Origin of the sequence: Nocardia sp. CA-136227, assembly GCF_050955695.1 — a bacterium.
In the GTDB taxonomy this organism is placed as follows: domain Bacteria; phylum Actinomycetota; class Actinomycetes; order Mycobacteriales; family Mycobacteriaceae; genus Nocardia.
The window spans coordinates 3,193,480-3,208,141 of sequence record NZ_CP192081.1 but is presented as its reverse complement, the minus strand read 5'-3'; the positions used below and the strand labels follow the sequence as shown (position 1 = coordinate 3,208,141).

The window sequence follows — 14,662 nt, the reverse complement described above, 5'->3', positions numbered from 1 at the left end:
CCCTTCCAGGCTAGTCTCCGGGTGCGGCGCGCGCGCCATACCAGCCGGTTTCGGTGCTCGGCGTGTCCAGCCCCGTTGCGGCCGTTCGGGTCTTCGTCGCGGCAGCGGCTCATGTGCCGCGCTTGGCGTCGTGGAGGGTTTCCACCAGCGAGCGATTCATCTCCGCGGCCGCGGCCAGCTGTTGTTGCAGCAGCGCCACCTTGCGGCGCAAGGCGACCGCGTCCATCCGCTCTAGGCCGGGGGTCTCGGCCGCTCGCACCCAGTTGCGCACCGAATTGGTGTGCACGCCGATCTGTTCGGCCACCACCCGGCACGCCTCGGATTCCGAGCGCAGCTTGCCGGTCAGCGCGATGACCTGTTCGACCGCGGCCTGCCGGACCTCCGGCGACACTCTTCGATACGACCGGTGCGGCATCATGCGGCGCTCCCCTCGTCCGAGCCGGAGTCCGTGCCCGCGCCGCGGGTGGCGGTGGTCTCGGTGAATTCGCTGAAACGCTGGTTGGTGTCGTGGATTCCGCTCTCCCGCTCGGAGATGGTGAACTCCATGTGGAACGGGATGCCGGGGCGGCGGTCCTCGCCGATCTTGAGCAGGAACTTGCCGGTGCCGGGCGCGGGCGGGCGCTGCTGGCCCGGTTTGAGCGCCTCACCGGTGAGCGCCTGCGGCGCGGACCAGCTGGTCACCATGTCCTCCTCGGCGGAGGTGAAGGGCACGGTGGAATCCAGACGTGCGATCTCCTCGGCCGGCAGCGCGCCGAAGATCTTGGCGCGCGCGCGTTCCAGGAAGCCGAGCGCCTTGGCGATGGCGGCCTCGGAACCCAGCGCCTGCAGGTCCTTGATGGTGTGGCTGATCATGATCAGCGAGGTGGCGATGCCGCGCTGCAGACGGGTGAGCTCGTCGACGCGGTCGACCATGAAGTCGCCCAGGCCCAGCACCTGCCACAGCTCGTCCATCACGACCTGGAAGTAGCGCTGTGGGCCCAGGTCGGCGTCGGCCAGCACGTGCGCCGCCTCCACGGACGCGAAACCGTCGGCCCAGCAGGCCAGCATGACGGCGGCCTTCAGTTTCTTGTCGCCCGTGGGGATGTGGGAGACGTCGATGCAGACCGCGGTCGCGGTGGTGTCGATGGGAGTCGTGGTGCGGCCGTTGAAGATCGCGCCGAACGGGCCCTGGGTCAGGGCGCGCAGCGAGCGGCGCAGCTCCTTGATGGCCTCGGCGTACTCCTCCTCGTCGTCGGCGCCCGCGTCGAGGCGCAGTTCGTCGCCGCCGGCGACCACCACGTCGAGCAGGTCCTCCATGATCGGCGGGTTCTCCGGGGTGAAGCCGCTGCCTTCGCGGTAGAGGATGCGCAGGCTCGTGGAGATCAGGGTCTCCTCGAAGTCGCGCACCCGCTCACCGCGCACCAGCTCCACCAGACCGGCGACCAGGCTGACCTGGCGCGCCCGCATCTCCTGCATGACCTGGGTCTGCAGTTCCGGGGACTCGTGCAGCATCGGCACGATCGAGCCCAGCACACCGGCGGCGAGCGGATTCAGTTTGCCGTGGCCGTAGCCCAGGTCGATGACCTGGCCGCCGACCAGCTCCACCAGTTTGCGGTAGTCGGGCTTGACGTCGGCCAGCACCAGCGGTGTGATGCCCTGCGCGACACCGCCCAGCACGATCCGGCGCACCAGCGAGGACTTGCCGAAACCGTTGAGGCCCAGCACGAACAGGCTCGGCGCGGTGATGAAGCTGCCGCGCATGAACCAGTTCATCGGGTCGAAGCATACCGGCGCGCCGGTATGCAGGTGCGAGCCCAGCGGGGTGCCGATGAGCGGCGCGCCCGCGCCGACCGACCACGGCCACAGGCCCGCGACCTGCGCGGTGGTGGCGCGGTACTCGACCGGACGGCCGATCACGTTCATCCGCCCGCCGCCCGCGCCGATATAGCCGCGGTCGGTGAGTTGTGCGGTGGTCCGGTCGAATTCGTCGTAGTTGCCGTACTCGATGCGCTCGGCCCGCGCCGCGAAGTTGCGCCGCCGCAGGTCGTCGGTGTGCAACCGGAAGGTGGCCCAGGCCGCCTTGATCCCGTTGCCCTCCCGCGCGGTCACCTCCAGCTTGGCCCGCTGGGCGTCGTCGAGCAGCTTCGGACCGGACTGCTTCTTCTTGGCCGCCGCCTTGCGCGCCGCGGCGCGCTTGGCCGCCGCCTCCCGCTCGGCCTGATCGAGGTCCTTGTCCCGCTTGTCCTTCCGGAGTCCGCCGCGCCCGCGCTCCTCCGCGGTGGACCGCTCGGGGCGTCCATTACGCGTGGGCCGGGTGCGCGCCGGCCGCTCCGCCGACTCGCCCTCGGGCCGCGCCGATCGCGCCCGCCCGGGCGTTCCGGTGCGACCACCCAGATGCACGCGATCCGGGTCGGTCGCTCGGCCGCGTCCTTCGGAACCGCTGCCGCGCCGCGCGTCCCGCTCGCCGTCACCGCGCCGCGCGTCTCGCTCGCCGGTGCCGCGTCGCTCCCGCGGGAGGTCACCCTCGCCGCGCCGGTGACCGTCAGCGCCTCGGTGGCCGTCCGCGCTGCGGCGGTCACGCCCTGGATCACCGTCAGCACCGCGATGGCCGTCTGCGCCACGGCGATCACGTCCGGGATCTCCATCGGTACGCCGACGTTCACGCCCGCGTTCACCGTCCAGGCCGCGCCGTTCACGGCCGGTGTGGGCCTCGCCGTCACGCCGTCCACGCGCGGAGTCGGTCTCGGTGCTCCGGCGGTCACGCCCGTCGCCGCTCTCGACGCCGCGCCGGGTGCGGCGGGGATCGTCGTCAGCGGGGCGTTCGCGGCGTGAGCGCTCGCCGGTCTCCGCGCGGCGCGCCGTGTCGCCACCGGGTTCCACGTCACGAGTCCGCTTGCGGTCCATGCGATCCCCCTCGGTCCGTTCCGGCCCGCGCGCCCGCCCGCGTTCCGCGGCCACGTCCCCGGAGCCCGCGCCGTCGCGCACCGCTGCTCCCGGATCCGTCGCACCGCGCACCGCGAGCTCCCGCCCACGGGACACAGCGCCACCTGCCGACGGCGCGGACGCACGGCTGTCACCGAGGGCCGCGCTCGAATCGGTGTTCTCGGCACCGGGTTCGAGCGCGGGCAGGGCCGGAAGCCGCCGCTTCGGCGACGTACCGCTCCGCTCCCCAACGATGTCGTCGCGACCGGTCGGTTCGACCGTCCCGGAAACCTCCTGCGTGCCACGGGTTGCCGTGGCCGCCCGGGATTCCACCGGGTCCGGCCCACCGGCTTCCACGCGCACTCCGGACGGCTCGAACCTGCCATGGTCCGCCGATGTGCCCGGTTCCCCGGCCCGATCGCCGAGTCCGGGTGTGGGAATGACCGATTCGGCACGATCGAGCGCAGCCTGACCGCTGGTCGAGTGCGACTCCGGCTGCCCGTGTCCCTGGCCTGCGGCTAGTTCCGCGACCGGGACCGGATCGTCCTGTCGCGCACCGAGAGCCGCGTTGTCCCAGGCTCCGCTGTCGGCGCGGCGCACCTCGCCTCCGTCGGCACCGGACTGCGCGGCGTTGTCCGCGAACTCCGCCGAGTAGTCGATCGGGGTGTCGCGGCGGAGCATGCGGCGGTCCGGGAGGGTGCCGCGGCGGGGGCGATGCTCGTCGCGCATGACGCGGGAGCCGGTGGGCGGGTAGGGGTCCGCGTCGTCGTAGGGTTCGACGGGGGCCTGCTCCCGCCGCGAGCCGCGGCGCGCAGGGGGTGGCGCGGCGTCGCGTTCGCGGACGGGCGGGTCGAGGTCACGTGACATGGTGGGTTACCCCGCGAGTGCTTTCGGGATGGTGGCGTGTTCGGGGAGGATCACCCCGCAGCCGAGGGAGGCCGCGAAGGCCGCGGCCTGATAGCGGTAGCAGCGGCGGATCTTCAAGCGGGCCTGGGTCGACAGGTCCCGGGTGATCGACTCGATGCGGGGCAGGTCGCCGCGCAGCGGTTCGGTGATGGTGACCAGCGCGCCGAAGCGGGTGACGCCGTGGCCGCGGGCCTGCTCCTCGCGGGCCTGCTGGGTGGCGCCGACACGCAGGGTGGCGGCCGCGGACACCACGCCGCGCTCGGATTGCTGTGCGACGAGGGCGTTCTTGTAGTCGTCGTCCACGATCTGGGCGGCGTCACCGGCCGAGTGCGGGCGGTAGACGATGGTGATGCGCTTGCGCGGCACCTCCGGATTCGGTGCGAGCAGCCGCTGCAGTACGCGTTCGTCGACCGCGCCCTCGGGGGCGGTGTCCATCTCCCAGGTGACCGAGCGGCCGCCGTCGTGGATGAAGTGGTCCCAGCGCTCCTCGTGCGACACCGGTCCGGCGTCGGCCCAATCCAGGCCGTGCCCACCGGGTTCGCCCGCCGCCACCTCGAGGTCGGCCTGCGCGGCCGGGTCGTAGCTGCGGCGGATGAAGGAGATGATGTCGTCGGCGGCCATGGGCTGGCAGCGCACGCCCGCCTCGGCCAGCGCCGCGCAGATGCCGGGCAGGCGGCGGCCGATCTCGACCGCCTCCTCCGCCGGATTCTTGCGCCGCTCGGCGGTGGTCGCCTTGAAGGTGATGGCCACGCGCGGCAGCAGCTGCACCCGTTCCTGCGGCAGTTCGGTGGCCAGCTCGTACATGACCTGCTGGGCCAGATCGGGCGCCTCGGGCCGGGTGATGGCGGAAACCTCGGTGAGCAAACGGTTTCCGGTCTCGGGCACGGTGTCGATGACCGGGACCACCGCCACGATGTCGGAGGTCTGGCCGAGCGAGGCCAGGAAGGTGCCCCACGCGCCGACCCAGCGGTCGATGACCGGCTGGTCGACGGCCTCGTGGCCCTGCGGCCAGGCCCGCAGCACGACCGTGTACTGGGCGAACTGCGGTAGGTGGATCATGCCGAAGCTGTAGCCGCCCGCGTCGATGCCTTCGTACAGGCGCGACGGGGCCATCAGCCCGGGCAGCCGGGTGACGCCGCCGGGGATCCGCGAGAAGCGTCCGCCCCGGTACACGTGCTCGCCCTTGGACCGGCCGCGCAACCAATGGAACATCATCAATCCGTTCTCGTAGCCGGAGCGGCCCCCTGTCCGCCACACCAGTGGAACCATCACGACCGTGCCGATGCCCGCCACCACGGCGGCCGGTTGCGGACCGGCCACCAGCGCCGTCAGCAGCGCGGTGATGACGACGGCGAATCCGACCACGGTCTCGCCCCAGCGCAGGCCGAAAAGGCCGGCGCTGCGGGGCTTCTGCCACAGTCCGTACGAGCGCCGCTCGTAGGTGTCGGTCATCGTCATCGCGGGATGGTGCTCCTGCCGAGGTCGGGTGCGCGGTTGGCCCAGCGGTCACCGGCGACGTCGCCCGCGGTCGATTCGGCCTTGCCCAGCGAGGCGGTCGCCGCCCGGGCCTGCGCGACCCGGCTCGCCACCGCGGACGCGCCTGACGGTACTGCGCCACCGCCGCCTTGGGCCGCAGGACTCGCGGCCGCGCCGCCACCGGCGGGACGCGGCGGTGGAGTCGGGCGCGGCGCGCCGCCGCCACCCGGGCCGCCGCCGGGACCGGGCCGGGGCCGTCCGCCCCGGCCGCCGCCGACATATCCGGCCGCGCCCGGACCGGCGACCCCGCGCGGGGCCACCGCGCGCGAACCGACCGCGCCGAGCGCCGCGATACCGACCAGGGTGCCGGTGGTCGCGGCCAGACCCGAACCGCCGGAACCGACGATGGCCACCTCACCCGCGGTCGCCAGACGCATGAGCGCGGGCAGCACGAACGCCACGGTGCCCAGCAGCACGATGGCGACCAGCATGCGCTGGGCCTCGTCGGCGTCGGGCAGGTTCGCGGTGCCGGTGCGGTCGTCGGTGACGCCCGCCGTGGTGAAGGCGATCATGTAGACGATCGCGGCGACCGGCTTGTACAGCATGAACGCGATGATCCAGCGAATCAGCTTGTTGTAGGACGACATTCCGATGCCGGTGCCCGAACCCGCGGCGGCCAGCGGCAGCACGCCCGCCGCGACCACCAGCATGCCCTGGCGCACGATGGCCAGCACGATCTGGGCGAGCGCCCCGAGCAGGCCGACGATGGCGATGATCAGCACCAGACCCGGCGAGAACGCCTGCAGCTTGGAGGTTTTCACCATCAGCTCGGCCATGTTCTTGGCATTGCCGTTGGTGGAGTCGTTGATCACCCACTCGGAGAACTTGTCCGAGGCCTGGGTGGCGGCCACGATCACCGCGCCCAGCATCCAGGAGCTGAACACCACCCGGGCGAACATCCAGAACGAGTCCGTGGCCTGGTCGACCGCGGCCCCGCGTCTGGCTCGCGCCAGTTTCAGGCCGGTGAGTATCACCGAGGTCATCAGGAACAGGATCTGGACTTGATAGGTGTAGTCGTTGATCTTCGTGAAAAGTGTTCCGGCGTCACTGACTCTCTCGTTCGGGATCTTCATCCAGAACGTGAGCGCCAGGATCAGTGCCTCACCGAGACCACTCATCAGCGAGTCCACGACCTTGCCGAAGGTGGAGTCCCACGCCTTGTCGCGCACGGTGTTGGCCACCTCGTTCGGGTGGGTGGCGACATTGCCGGCCTTGCACGCGGCCGAGGCCGCGTCGCCGAGCGAGATGCCGGGCACGCCCAGTCCGTCGAGTGAGTCGTGTAATTCGTTGCAGGCCTGGTCGAAACCGTAGGTCTGGCCGTAGGCCACCGTCGGGGTCGCGATCATGACGGTGAATACGACCGCGAGAATCGTGACTAGCCGCCTCAGCATGTGGTCCACCTCTCGATGGGTCGCGATGCCATATCTTCTGTTGTCACCTGGGGAGCTGTTGTCGTCACCAACGGGTCCACCCCGCCAGCGAATCCACGTACTCGGTCTGCGAAGTCCGCGACGTGGAGGGTTTGAGCCGCCAGTCGCCGGCGTCCCAGACCATGATCAGGCGCACCGCCGCCCACAACTGCCGGCTGTCGACGACGGGCCCGCGCGCGGCGAGCCGCACGATGGCCATGTCGTCGGCATAGTTCTCGACCTGGAAGCCGTCGGGGGCGACCAGGTAGCGGGTCACCTTCTCGGGCTGCTGTTTCGGCAGCCGCTGATCGGCCAGCGCCTGGTCGTAGGCGGTGAGCTGTTCGGCGGGCACGCGTACCTGCCGCACGTACAGCTCCCGGTCCGCGGGCCGGGCGTTGAGCCGGTAGGTGATCTGCGCCGCCGCCAGGGCCGCGCCCTGCGGGGTGTGCGAATACCCCACGGCCAGGCCGTTTTCCAGGCGCGCCGGGCCGTCGGACGTGGAGAAGGGGACCGACGCCCCGTACACCCGCTGCCAGCCGTGCGGGTCGGTGATGCCCAGCGGGGCCGCGGTCAGCCAGTCGGTGTCGGTGGCCTTGCGCTGCTTGCCGGGTTCCTGCGGCAGGGGCTGGCCCGCCGTGTTGTTGGGGATGTCGATGCGACGGCCGAACAGATCCACCTCGGGCGAGGCGAATCCGGTGGCGCCGGTGTCCGAGGTCGCCGGCGTCGCGCCGGGGTCGGGTTTGGCGCTGGGCTTGGCGTCACCGTGCCCGAAGTAGACCACCAGGCCGGCGATCAGGATGACCGCCACCAGGGCGGCCGAGGCGATCACGCCGAACGAGACGCCGTCGCGCTCGGGCGACTCCTTCTCGCTCATCGCAATGCCTCCACGGTGTCGTTTACAAGAGCATGTGTGCGGGTGGTCAATTCAGCTGACCGGCCCCTCAGGTCGGCAGCAGGGCCAGCGCGATGCCGCTGGCCGAGGTCGCCATGATCGCGCCCAGCAGGCTCATCACCACCCCGTGCGTCGCTTCGTTGGCCGCCAGGTCGCCGCGGAACGCGTACCACAGCCGGCCCGCCGCCAGGATCATCCAGGCCAGGCAGAACAGCAGGACGCACCACAGCAGCCAGTCGATGAGCTGCATCATCGGCCGGAGCACATCGGCCGGCATCTGTTTGTAGGCCAGAACGGCCACCGCGTCCGCGCGGGTGGAGAGCGCGGCGTGCAGGGCCTGCGGCACCAGCGCGGCGGGCATTAGGTGATCACTGCGTTCATGATCGTGCCCGCGCTGGTCGCGACGATGCCTCCGATCATCGCGCCGGCCACCATCTTCGGGGACTCCAAACCGCCTCCCGTCCACTTCTCCCAGGCGAACCGGCCACCGGCGTAGGTGATGCCCAGGATTCCCGACAACAGTACGAACCAGGTGAAGTACCGAACCAGTTTCAGCAACTTGTCCGACGCGGGCGGCGCCTCGGGGGTCGGATTACCGACCTGGGCGAGGATCTGACCGTACGCGTCATGTACGGCGAGGAGCATGCTCATTGTCTGTCCTTCTCCAAAAGCGAACTGCTAGTAACAATCTCGCCGATCACCGGCCCCGCCGTCCAACCGGAGGCAGCGCCTACTTCGGAAATCTCTCCAGCACAATGCAATCCAAGGGTGTTCATGATCACTCCCCCCGGTCCGCGAACACGTCGCGGGGGGAGTCGAGCGCGTCCTGGGCGGCGGCCACGATGCCCGCGCCCAGATCCCGCACAGCCTGCGTAACCTCTTCCAACGGATCGGGTTTGCGCTTGCGCTGCACCGGCGGCGGGTCGCCGGGCGACCAGACGGGCAACTGGTCGGCTTCGACCAGCGTCCACTCCTCGTGCCAGGGCAGTTGCCACACCTGACCGGCCAGCGAACCGACCACGTCGCGGTAGCGGCGGATCTCGGCGGGCATCCGGCCCGGGCGCGCGGCCACGGTGATCAGCCCGAGCACCTCACACGAACCGGCCAGTCCGGCGTGATGCTGGCGCAGCAGGTCGTGGGCGCGGGTGAGCCCGGCGATGGTCTCGCGGGCCACCAGCACCACGAACGGGGACTCCCGTTCGAAGACGCCGGGCCAGCGCCGGTACGAATCCGCCGCCGGCGCAAGCACATGCGCGAGGGTGGTCGCGCCCGCGCCGCCGTGCACGCCGAGCAGCCACACCAGTGGCGCCCGGCCGCCACCGGGTACGGGTCGGTCCCACAGGGGTGCGCGGCGGGCTTCCGGTGGTGGCACCACACCGGCCGCGAGAGCGGCCCCTGAATCGATGTTCCGGTCGGCGGATCGGCGTTCCTTCATGGCTGCGGTCATGATGCCACTCCAGCAAGCAGGCGGCGATACGCGCGGCGTGTCTCGGCGGCCAGCTCGCTGTGCCGCACCAGCTCCCCCCGCGCGAGGTGTGCGTCATAGGGTATCTCGACGATCTCGTTCACCCAACCGTCCAGATGCTCGCGCAAATGTTCAGCGATTCGAGAATCGCTGGCAGGCAACTGATGTGAGACAACGATCGTGGTGTCGCCGACAATTCCGTCGCCGGGGCCCTCGCCCTGCCCGCCGAACTGGTCGTCGAGCCACTCCAGGGTGACGCGCAGCCGGTTGGCGGCGTCCACGCGCGCCGGAATCGCCAGCACCAGTGCGATATCGGCGTCCTCGAGCAGCGGACGCAGGTGCCGGCTGGCGATCGGATTGCCGCCGTCGTAAACCGGGGTGTACCCGGACTCCCCCAGGGCGCGGGCCACGGTCAGGTAGGTGGCGCGGCGGCGCAGCGGCGCGGGATCGCGCCACAGCAGCCCGATTCCGGATGTCGCCCGCGAGAGGCACTCCTTGAGCGGCGCGGGCTCGTCGTCGCCGCGGCCGTAGAGCCAGTCCTGCAGGCTGATCGGACTCAAATGCTCGTCAGCGCCTCGCAGCGCCAGATCGCTGCCCGCGAAAGTGCCGTCCACGGCCACGGTTCGGTCACCGGCGGCGCCCAGCTCCCCCGCGATGCCGAGCACGGTGGTCGTCGTCCCGGCACCACCGCAGCCTCCCACCACCAGAATCGGGCGCGGGGCGGGTCCGGACTCACCGGAATCGCCACGGCGCTTGCGCAAGCGCACCACCGGAGTCTTGGAACGCGCGGCACGACCCGACGATTCGCCCACTTCGGGCACCTCGTCGAGCCAGCGGCTCCAGTCCTGATCCATTGTCTCCGCTCTCTTCTTATCCGGCCGGAACGCCCGCGGTGGGTCCATGGTCGCCGATGATCGCGGGGGCCGTCATCTCGTTGTACGCCGCCGCGACCGCGATCGGGTGAGAACCGGCTCCGGCGCCGGGTTCGCCGAGGGATTGCGCTGCGCCGCCATGGGAATTCAGCACATACAGGGCAACCGCGCCGACGATGGCCAGCAAAACAATGGCAACGATCAGGAAGGCGAGCGTGAGCAGCCGCCGATCCGGGAGTCGTTGGGCGAGTGCGGGTTCGGGGGTCTCGAAGGTCTCACGCCACTGCGCGGTGGTGTCGACGGCCGGGATGACGGGTTCACCACTGTCCGTGGGGAATTCGATCACGGTGTTGCCGCGGTAGCGCGGCGGCGGCGTGTAGGAGGCGGTCTCGCCGGTCTCGGTCATCCAGTCCGACCAGGTGCCGTCGAAGCGATTGTGCCGCAGCACCGATTCGGGAACCGGCGGCAGTTCGACCTCGGGCTCGGTGTCGTGAATGTAGTGCGGGTAGCGGGCCGGGCCGGCGCTCTCGTCGAAGGCGGGCGTCTCGGGGGCCGCATCGCGACCGGGCGGTTCGGGGGTGGCCGGGTCGAGGGACGGGTACCAGCGCGATTGTTTTTTGTACGACTTCAACATTCCCGCTGCGGGCACGTCGCTCGGCATCGTCTGACCCTCTCGGCGGTCGGTCGTGGCTGACGGTGTGTTGTCGTCGGTGATCGGTGGTACCGGGTGAGTCCGCCGGAACCACGTCGCCACCGGCTCCGCGTCCGAACGGTCCCGATCGGAAATTCTCTCGCATGAACAGGATTCCAACGACTCGACGCGCCGGACGACACTCCGTTCAATCCGCGCGTGCGCGCGAGTAGCAGGGTTCGTACGGTCTCGTGAACGCCACGCCGACGGGGCGGTCTTCCCTGCGATCCGAGCGGAATCTACATTAACAAGACCAAGAATTTTGGAGGATTTGTGAAGACAGCAGATATCGTCGCGGTTGTGACCGGCGGCGCGTCGGGACTGGGCATGGCCACCGTGCGGGAACTGCACTCGGCCGGCGCGAAGGTCGTTATCCTCGACCTTCCCTCGTCCGACGGCAAGGCTTTCGCCGAAGAACTCGGTGACCGCGCGGTGTTCTCCCCCGGCGACGTCACCAGCGAGGCGGACGTGAGCGCCGCGCTGGATGCCGCTCAGGCACTCGGCACCCTGCGAATCGCGGTGAACTGCGCGGGAATCGGCAATGCCGTCAAGACGGTCGGCAAGCAGGGCGCGTTCCCGCTGGAGGCGTTCTCCAAGATCATCAACGTTAACCTGATCGGCACGTTCAACGTGATCCGCCTGGCCGCCGAGCGCATGTCCGCGGTCGAGGAGGCCGACGGCGAGCGCGGCGTCATCGTCAACACCGCCTCGGTCGCGGCGTACGACGGCCAGATCGGCCAGGCCGCCTACTCCGCCTCCAAGGGCGGCATCGTCGGCCTGACCCTGCCGGTCGCCCGCGACCTGGCCTCGTACAAGATCCGCGTCATGACCATCGCGCCGGGTCTGTTCCACACCCCGCTGTTCGCGACCCTGCCGCAGCAGGCCATCGACGCGCTCGGCGCGCAGGTGCCGCACCCCTCGCGCCTGGGCGACCCGGCCGAGTACGCCGCGCTGGTCCGCCACATCGTGGAGAACCCGATGCTCAACGGTGAGGTCATCCGCCTCGACGGCGCGATCCGCATGGCCCCGCGCTAAGCAGCGGAACGGGTGGATGGATCAGGCGTGTGCCGCCTGTTCCATCTCCCAGGGGGCCTGCGGCAGCACCGCACCGGTCTCCAGCAGTGACTTGAGGTTGGCCAGCACGGCGGGCCAGCCGCTCGAAATGCCTTGTAGCATTTCCTCGTTCGGCAGATTCTCGTGGGTGACGGTGAGCCGGACGATATCCTGGTGCGGCTCGATCAGGAACGTCACCACCGACGGCGAGCGCTCCTCCTGCGGTGAGTCCTCGAACGTGACGACCAGGCGGGTGGGCTGGTCGGCCTCGAGCACGGTGCCGACGACGTCGAGCTTGCCGGAGCCGTCGACGCGGCGGTGCTCCCAGCGCGAACCCTCCTGCCAGTCCGACACATTGGTGTGGCCCCAGTACTGGGCGGTCAGATCGGCGTCGGTCAGGGCCTTCCACACCTGCTCGGCGCTGGCGCGGATATAGGTGACGTAGACGTAGTTCGGCACGGTGGTGGTCATCGCGTACTCCTCTGCCTGGTTCTTGATGGCGCGCAGGACATCCAGCCGGGGGCGGTCGAAAACGGAGATCCAGCGCTGTTCGATGTCGTGAATCGGGGTCGGATTGATGTAGTGCACCCGTTCGCGGCCGCGGCGTAGCACGGTGACCAGCCCCGCCCGCTCGAGAATGTCGAGGTGCTGGGTCACCGATTGCCGGGCCATCGCGACCCGTTCGCACAGTTCCCGCAGCGTCTGACCGTTGTGCTCACGCAGCCGGTCGAGCAGCTGCCGCCGAGTGGCGTCGGCCAGAGCCTTGAAAACCGTGTCCATGTCGGGTTCGGGTTGCACGGCTCAAATTATGCAGGCATTTACCTGCATAAGTCAACGGGAGTGGCGCACACGCCGGGGACGCACCCCCGATTACGTGGGAATTTCCTTCTCGGACATGACAATCCGCGTTTCAGCGGTCAAGATGGTCAACGGCCTTCAGCCGAACCGACATCGTTGTCTCTTCAGCGCCTCCTGCCGTGGCGCGGACAGGAGTGCCCGTGGCGACCACGCCGCAGCCCTCACACCCCGTGCCCGCGGGCGGGGATCCCGCATCCGCGGTGAGCCCCGCGTCCTCGGTGATCGTGGAGACGATCCCCCCGGCCCGCATCGGGACCCGGCTCGTGCACCCCGTCCTGCGCACCACGCTGCAGCAGTTCCTGCGCGCCGGAGCCTGGGTCGCCGACCTGGGACCGCGTCCGGCCAACCTGATCTTCCGGGTGACCCGGTTGTCCGAGCAGCCCGCCCGGGTCATGGGCACCCCGCGCGGCACCCGTCGCGAGACCCTGCGCTTCGAGCACTTCGAGGCCGAATGGCTGTGGAGCACACCGGTTCCCGATCCGCGCGTGGACCGCGACGCCGCCATCCTCTACCTGCACGGCGGCGCGTTCATCGCGGGCGGCCTGCACAGCTACCGCCGCCACACCGCGCGCCTGGCCGCGCTGAGCGAGCTGCCGGTGCTGACCGTGGACTACCGCCAGCTGCCCGACGCGCACCCCAACGAGAGCCTCGCGGACGCGCTCACCGCGTACCGGCACCTGCTCGATGAGGGCTTCCCGCCGGAGAAGATCATCGTGGCCGGCGATTCCGCGGGCGGCGGGCTGGCATTGCGGCTGGCGCTCACGCTGCGTGAGCGGGAGCTGCCGTTGCCGGTGGCGCTGTCGGTCACCTCGCCGTGGGCCGATTTCGACTCCACCGCCCGTCTCGCGCACCCGAACAGCCGTGACGACGCGGTGCTGCCCGCGCTCGGGCCGGACATGGTGGTGCGCCGCGGTATCGCGGTGGACGGGGAGCTGGATCCGGCGTGGTCGGTGGTGAATCACGACTTCACCGGTCTGCCACCGATCTTCCTGCAGGTCGGGTCCCGGGAGATGCTGCTGACCGACGCGCTCGCGGTGGCGCGCCGGGCCGAGGCGGCCGGGGTGTCGCTGCGCCTGCAGATCCGGCCCAGCGCGCCGCACACCCTCATCCACCTGGGCGCGGATCTGCTCGCCGACGGCCGTGATGCCGCCCGCGACGCGGCCGAGTTCCATCGTGCGATGATCGATCCGGGTCGCCTCGGCCGCAGCGCGGCCTGATCGCGAACACCGGCGGCCAGCCCCGATCCCGCGATCCGAGAGGCTCCGATGTCCCAGCCCGACAGCGCTTCCCGCCCCGCCGTCCTCGTCACCGGCGCGGCCGCCGGAATCGGCCGCGCCATCGCCGCCCGCTTCGCGCGGGAGGGCTGGACGGTCGGTCTCTATGACATCGATGCCGACGCGGTGGCCCGCACCGCCGCGGAGATCGGCGGGCACACGATCACCGGCGCGTTCGACGTCACCGACGCGTCGGGCTGGGATCGGGCGCTGAAGGAATTCGCCGGGGCGACCTGTCGTCTCGATCTGCTGGTCAACAACGCGGGCATCCTGGTGTCGGGAGCGTTCGGCGAGATCGACGTGGAGCGTCAACACCGCGTGGTGGACGTCAATGTGAAGGGCGTCCTCAACGGTTGCCATGCCGCGCTTCCCTACCTGCGGCGGACGCCGGGCAGCCGGGTGATCAACCTGGCGTCGGCGTCGGCGCTCTACGGCCAGCCCGGGCTGGCCGTGTACGGCGCGACCAAGGCCGCGGTACGCAGCCTCACCGAGGCCCTCGACCTGGAGTGGCGGCAGTACGGGATCACGGTCAGCGATCTGCTGCCGCTGTTCGTGGCGACCGACATGATGACCGAGGTGAGCCGCGGCTCGAAATCCGCGACCACCCTCGGCGTGCGGTTGACCCCGCAGGATGTGGCGGAAGCGGTGTGGCGGACCGCGTCCGGCCGCGGACCACTGCGCGGCCCGCACGTACTGGTCGGACTACAGACCAAACTCACCGGTCTGGCGCAGCGATTGTCCCCGCCGTTCGTGACGCGCGCGATCGTCGGCTGGATCAGCAAGGCCGATTCGCTGCACTGACCGC

14 protein-coding genes are annotated in these 14,662 nt (G+C 70.4%); 3 read left to right on the top strand and 11 right to left on the bottom strand.

Annotation, left to right across the window (positions count from 1 at the left end; genetic code table 11):
- Positions 1–109 precede the first annotated feature (109 nt).
- The 10 genes from ACQP06_RS14780 to ACQP06_RS14735 form a co-directional block, all read right to left on the bottom strand.
- A complete protein-coding gene (locus ACQP06_RS14780) occupies positions 110–418 on the bottom strand; it encodes a transposase (protein ID WP_357100470.1) in 309 nt (102 codons plus the stop codon).
- A complete protein-coding gene (locus ACQP06_RS14775; protein WP_433672727.1) occupies positions 415–3,768 on the bottom strand; it encodes a hypothetical protein in 3,354 nt (1,117 codons plus the stop codon). Before ACQP06_RS14775 ends, ACQP06_RS14780 begins: the two co-directional genes overlap by 4 nt.
- A gap of 6 nt (positions 3,769–3,774) precedes the next feature.
- Complete coding sequence (locus tag ACQP06_RS14770; protein ID WP_357083503.1) at positions 3,775–5,265, bottom strand: SCO6880 family protein; 1,491 nt, start codon at positions 5,263–5,265, stop codon at positions 3,775–3,777.
- Positions 5,262–6,734, bottom strand: a complete 1,473-nt coding sequence (locus tag ACQP06_RS14765) for a hypothetical protein (RefSeq protein ID WP_433672726.1) — start codon at positions 6,732–6,734, stop codon at positions 5,262–5,264. Before ACQP06_RS14765 ends, ACQP06_RS14770 begins: the two co-directional genes overlap by 4 nt.
- Before the next feature lie 64 nt (positions 6,735–6,798).
- The gene (locus tag ACQP06_RS14760; RefSeq protein ID WP_379278698.1) at positions 6,799–7,626 is read right to left on the bottom strand and encodes a hypothetical protein; all 828 of its coding nucleotides are present in this window, start codon (positions 7,624–7,626) and stop codon (positions 6,799–6,801) included.
- A 67-nt stretch (positions 7,627–7,693) separates the two neighbouring features.
- Positions 7,694–8,005, bottom strand: coding sequence for a hypothetical protein (locus ACQP06_RS14755; RefSeq protein ID WP_357083512.1), 312 nt, complete (start codon positions 8,003–8,005; stop codon positions 7,694–7,696).
- Positions 8,005–8,295: a hypothetical protein gene (locus ACQP06_RS14750; RefSeq protein WP_213556317.1), complete on the bottom strand. Its 291-nt coding sequence runs from the start codon at positions 8,293–8,295 to the stop codon at positions 8,005–8,007. Before ACQP06_RS14750 ends, ACQP06_RS14755 begins: the two co-directional genes overlap by 1 nt.
- Before the next feature lie 127 nt (positions 8,296–8,422).
- The gene (locus ACQP06_RS14745; protein WP_433672725.1) at positions 8,423–9,091 is read right to left on the bottom strand and encodes a hypothetical protein; all 669 of its coding nucleotides are present in this window, start codon (positions 9,089–9,091) and stop codon (positions 8,423–8,425) included.
- Positions 9,088–9,963, bottom strand: a complete 876-nt coding sequence (locus ACQP06_RS14740; protein ID WP_433672724.1) for a MinD/ParA family ATP-binding protein — start codon at positions 9,961–9,963, stop codon at positions 9,088–9,090. Before ACQP06_RS14740 ends, ACQP06_RS14745 begins: the two co-directional genes overlap by 4 nt.
- A gap of 16 nt (positions 9,964–9,979) precedes the next feature.
- Positions 9,980–10,642, bottom strand: a complete 663-nt coding sequence (locus tag ACQP06_RS14735) for a hypothetical protein (protein ID WP_433672723.1) — start codon at positions 10,640–10,642, stop codon at positions 9,980–9,982.
- A 303-nt stretch (positions 10,643–10,945) separates the two neighbouring features.
- Here ACQP06_RS14735 and ACQP06_RS14730 point away from each other — a divergent pair, with 303 nt between their 5' ends.
- Positions 10,946–11,707 carry a 3-hydroxyacyl-CoA dehydrogenase gene (locus tag ACQP06_RS14730; protein WP_433672722.1) on the top strand — a complete coding sequence of 254 codons (762 nt, stop codon included), beginning with the start codon at positions 10,946–10,948 and terminating at the stop codon, positions 11,705–11,707.
- A 21-nt stretch (positions 11,708–11,728) separates the two neighbouring features.
- On the opposite strand, the gene ACQP06_RS14725 is transcribed toward ACQP06_RS14730, so the two are convergent.
- Entirely contained in the window at positions 11,729–12,505 is a 777-nt protein-coding gene (locus ACQP06_RS14725) for an ArsR/SmtB family transcription factor (protein ID WP_433673329.1), read from the bottom strand.
- A 218-nt stretch (positions 12,506–12,723) separates the two neighbouring features.
- On the opposite strand from ACQP06_RS14725, the gene ACQP06_RS14720 reads away from it, so the two are divergent.
- Both ACQP06_RS14720 and ACQP06_RS14715 read left to right on the top strand, forming a co-directional pair.
- Positions 12,724–13,800, top strand: coding sequence for an alpha/beta hydrolase (locus ACQP06_RS14720; RefSeq protein ID WP_433672721.1), 1,077 nt, complete (start codon positions 12,724–12,726; stop codon positions 13,798–13,800).
- Between the two features lie 48 nt (positions 13,801–13,848).
- Positions 13,849–14,658 (top strand): SDR family oxidoreductase, encoded by an 810-nt coding sequence (locus ACQP06_RS14715; RefSeq protein ID WP_433672720.1) that lies wholly within the window; start codon positions 13,849–13,851, stop codon positions 14,656–14,658.
- Positions 14,659–14,662: the final 4 nt, after the last annotated feature.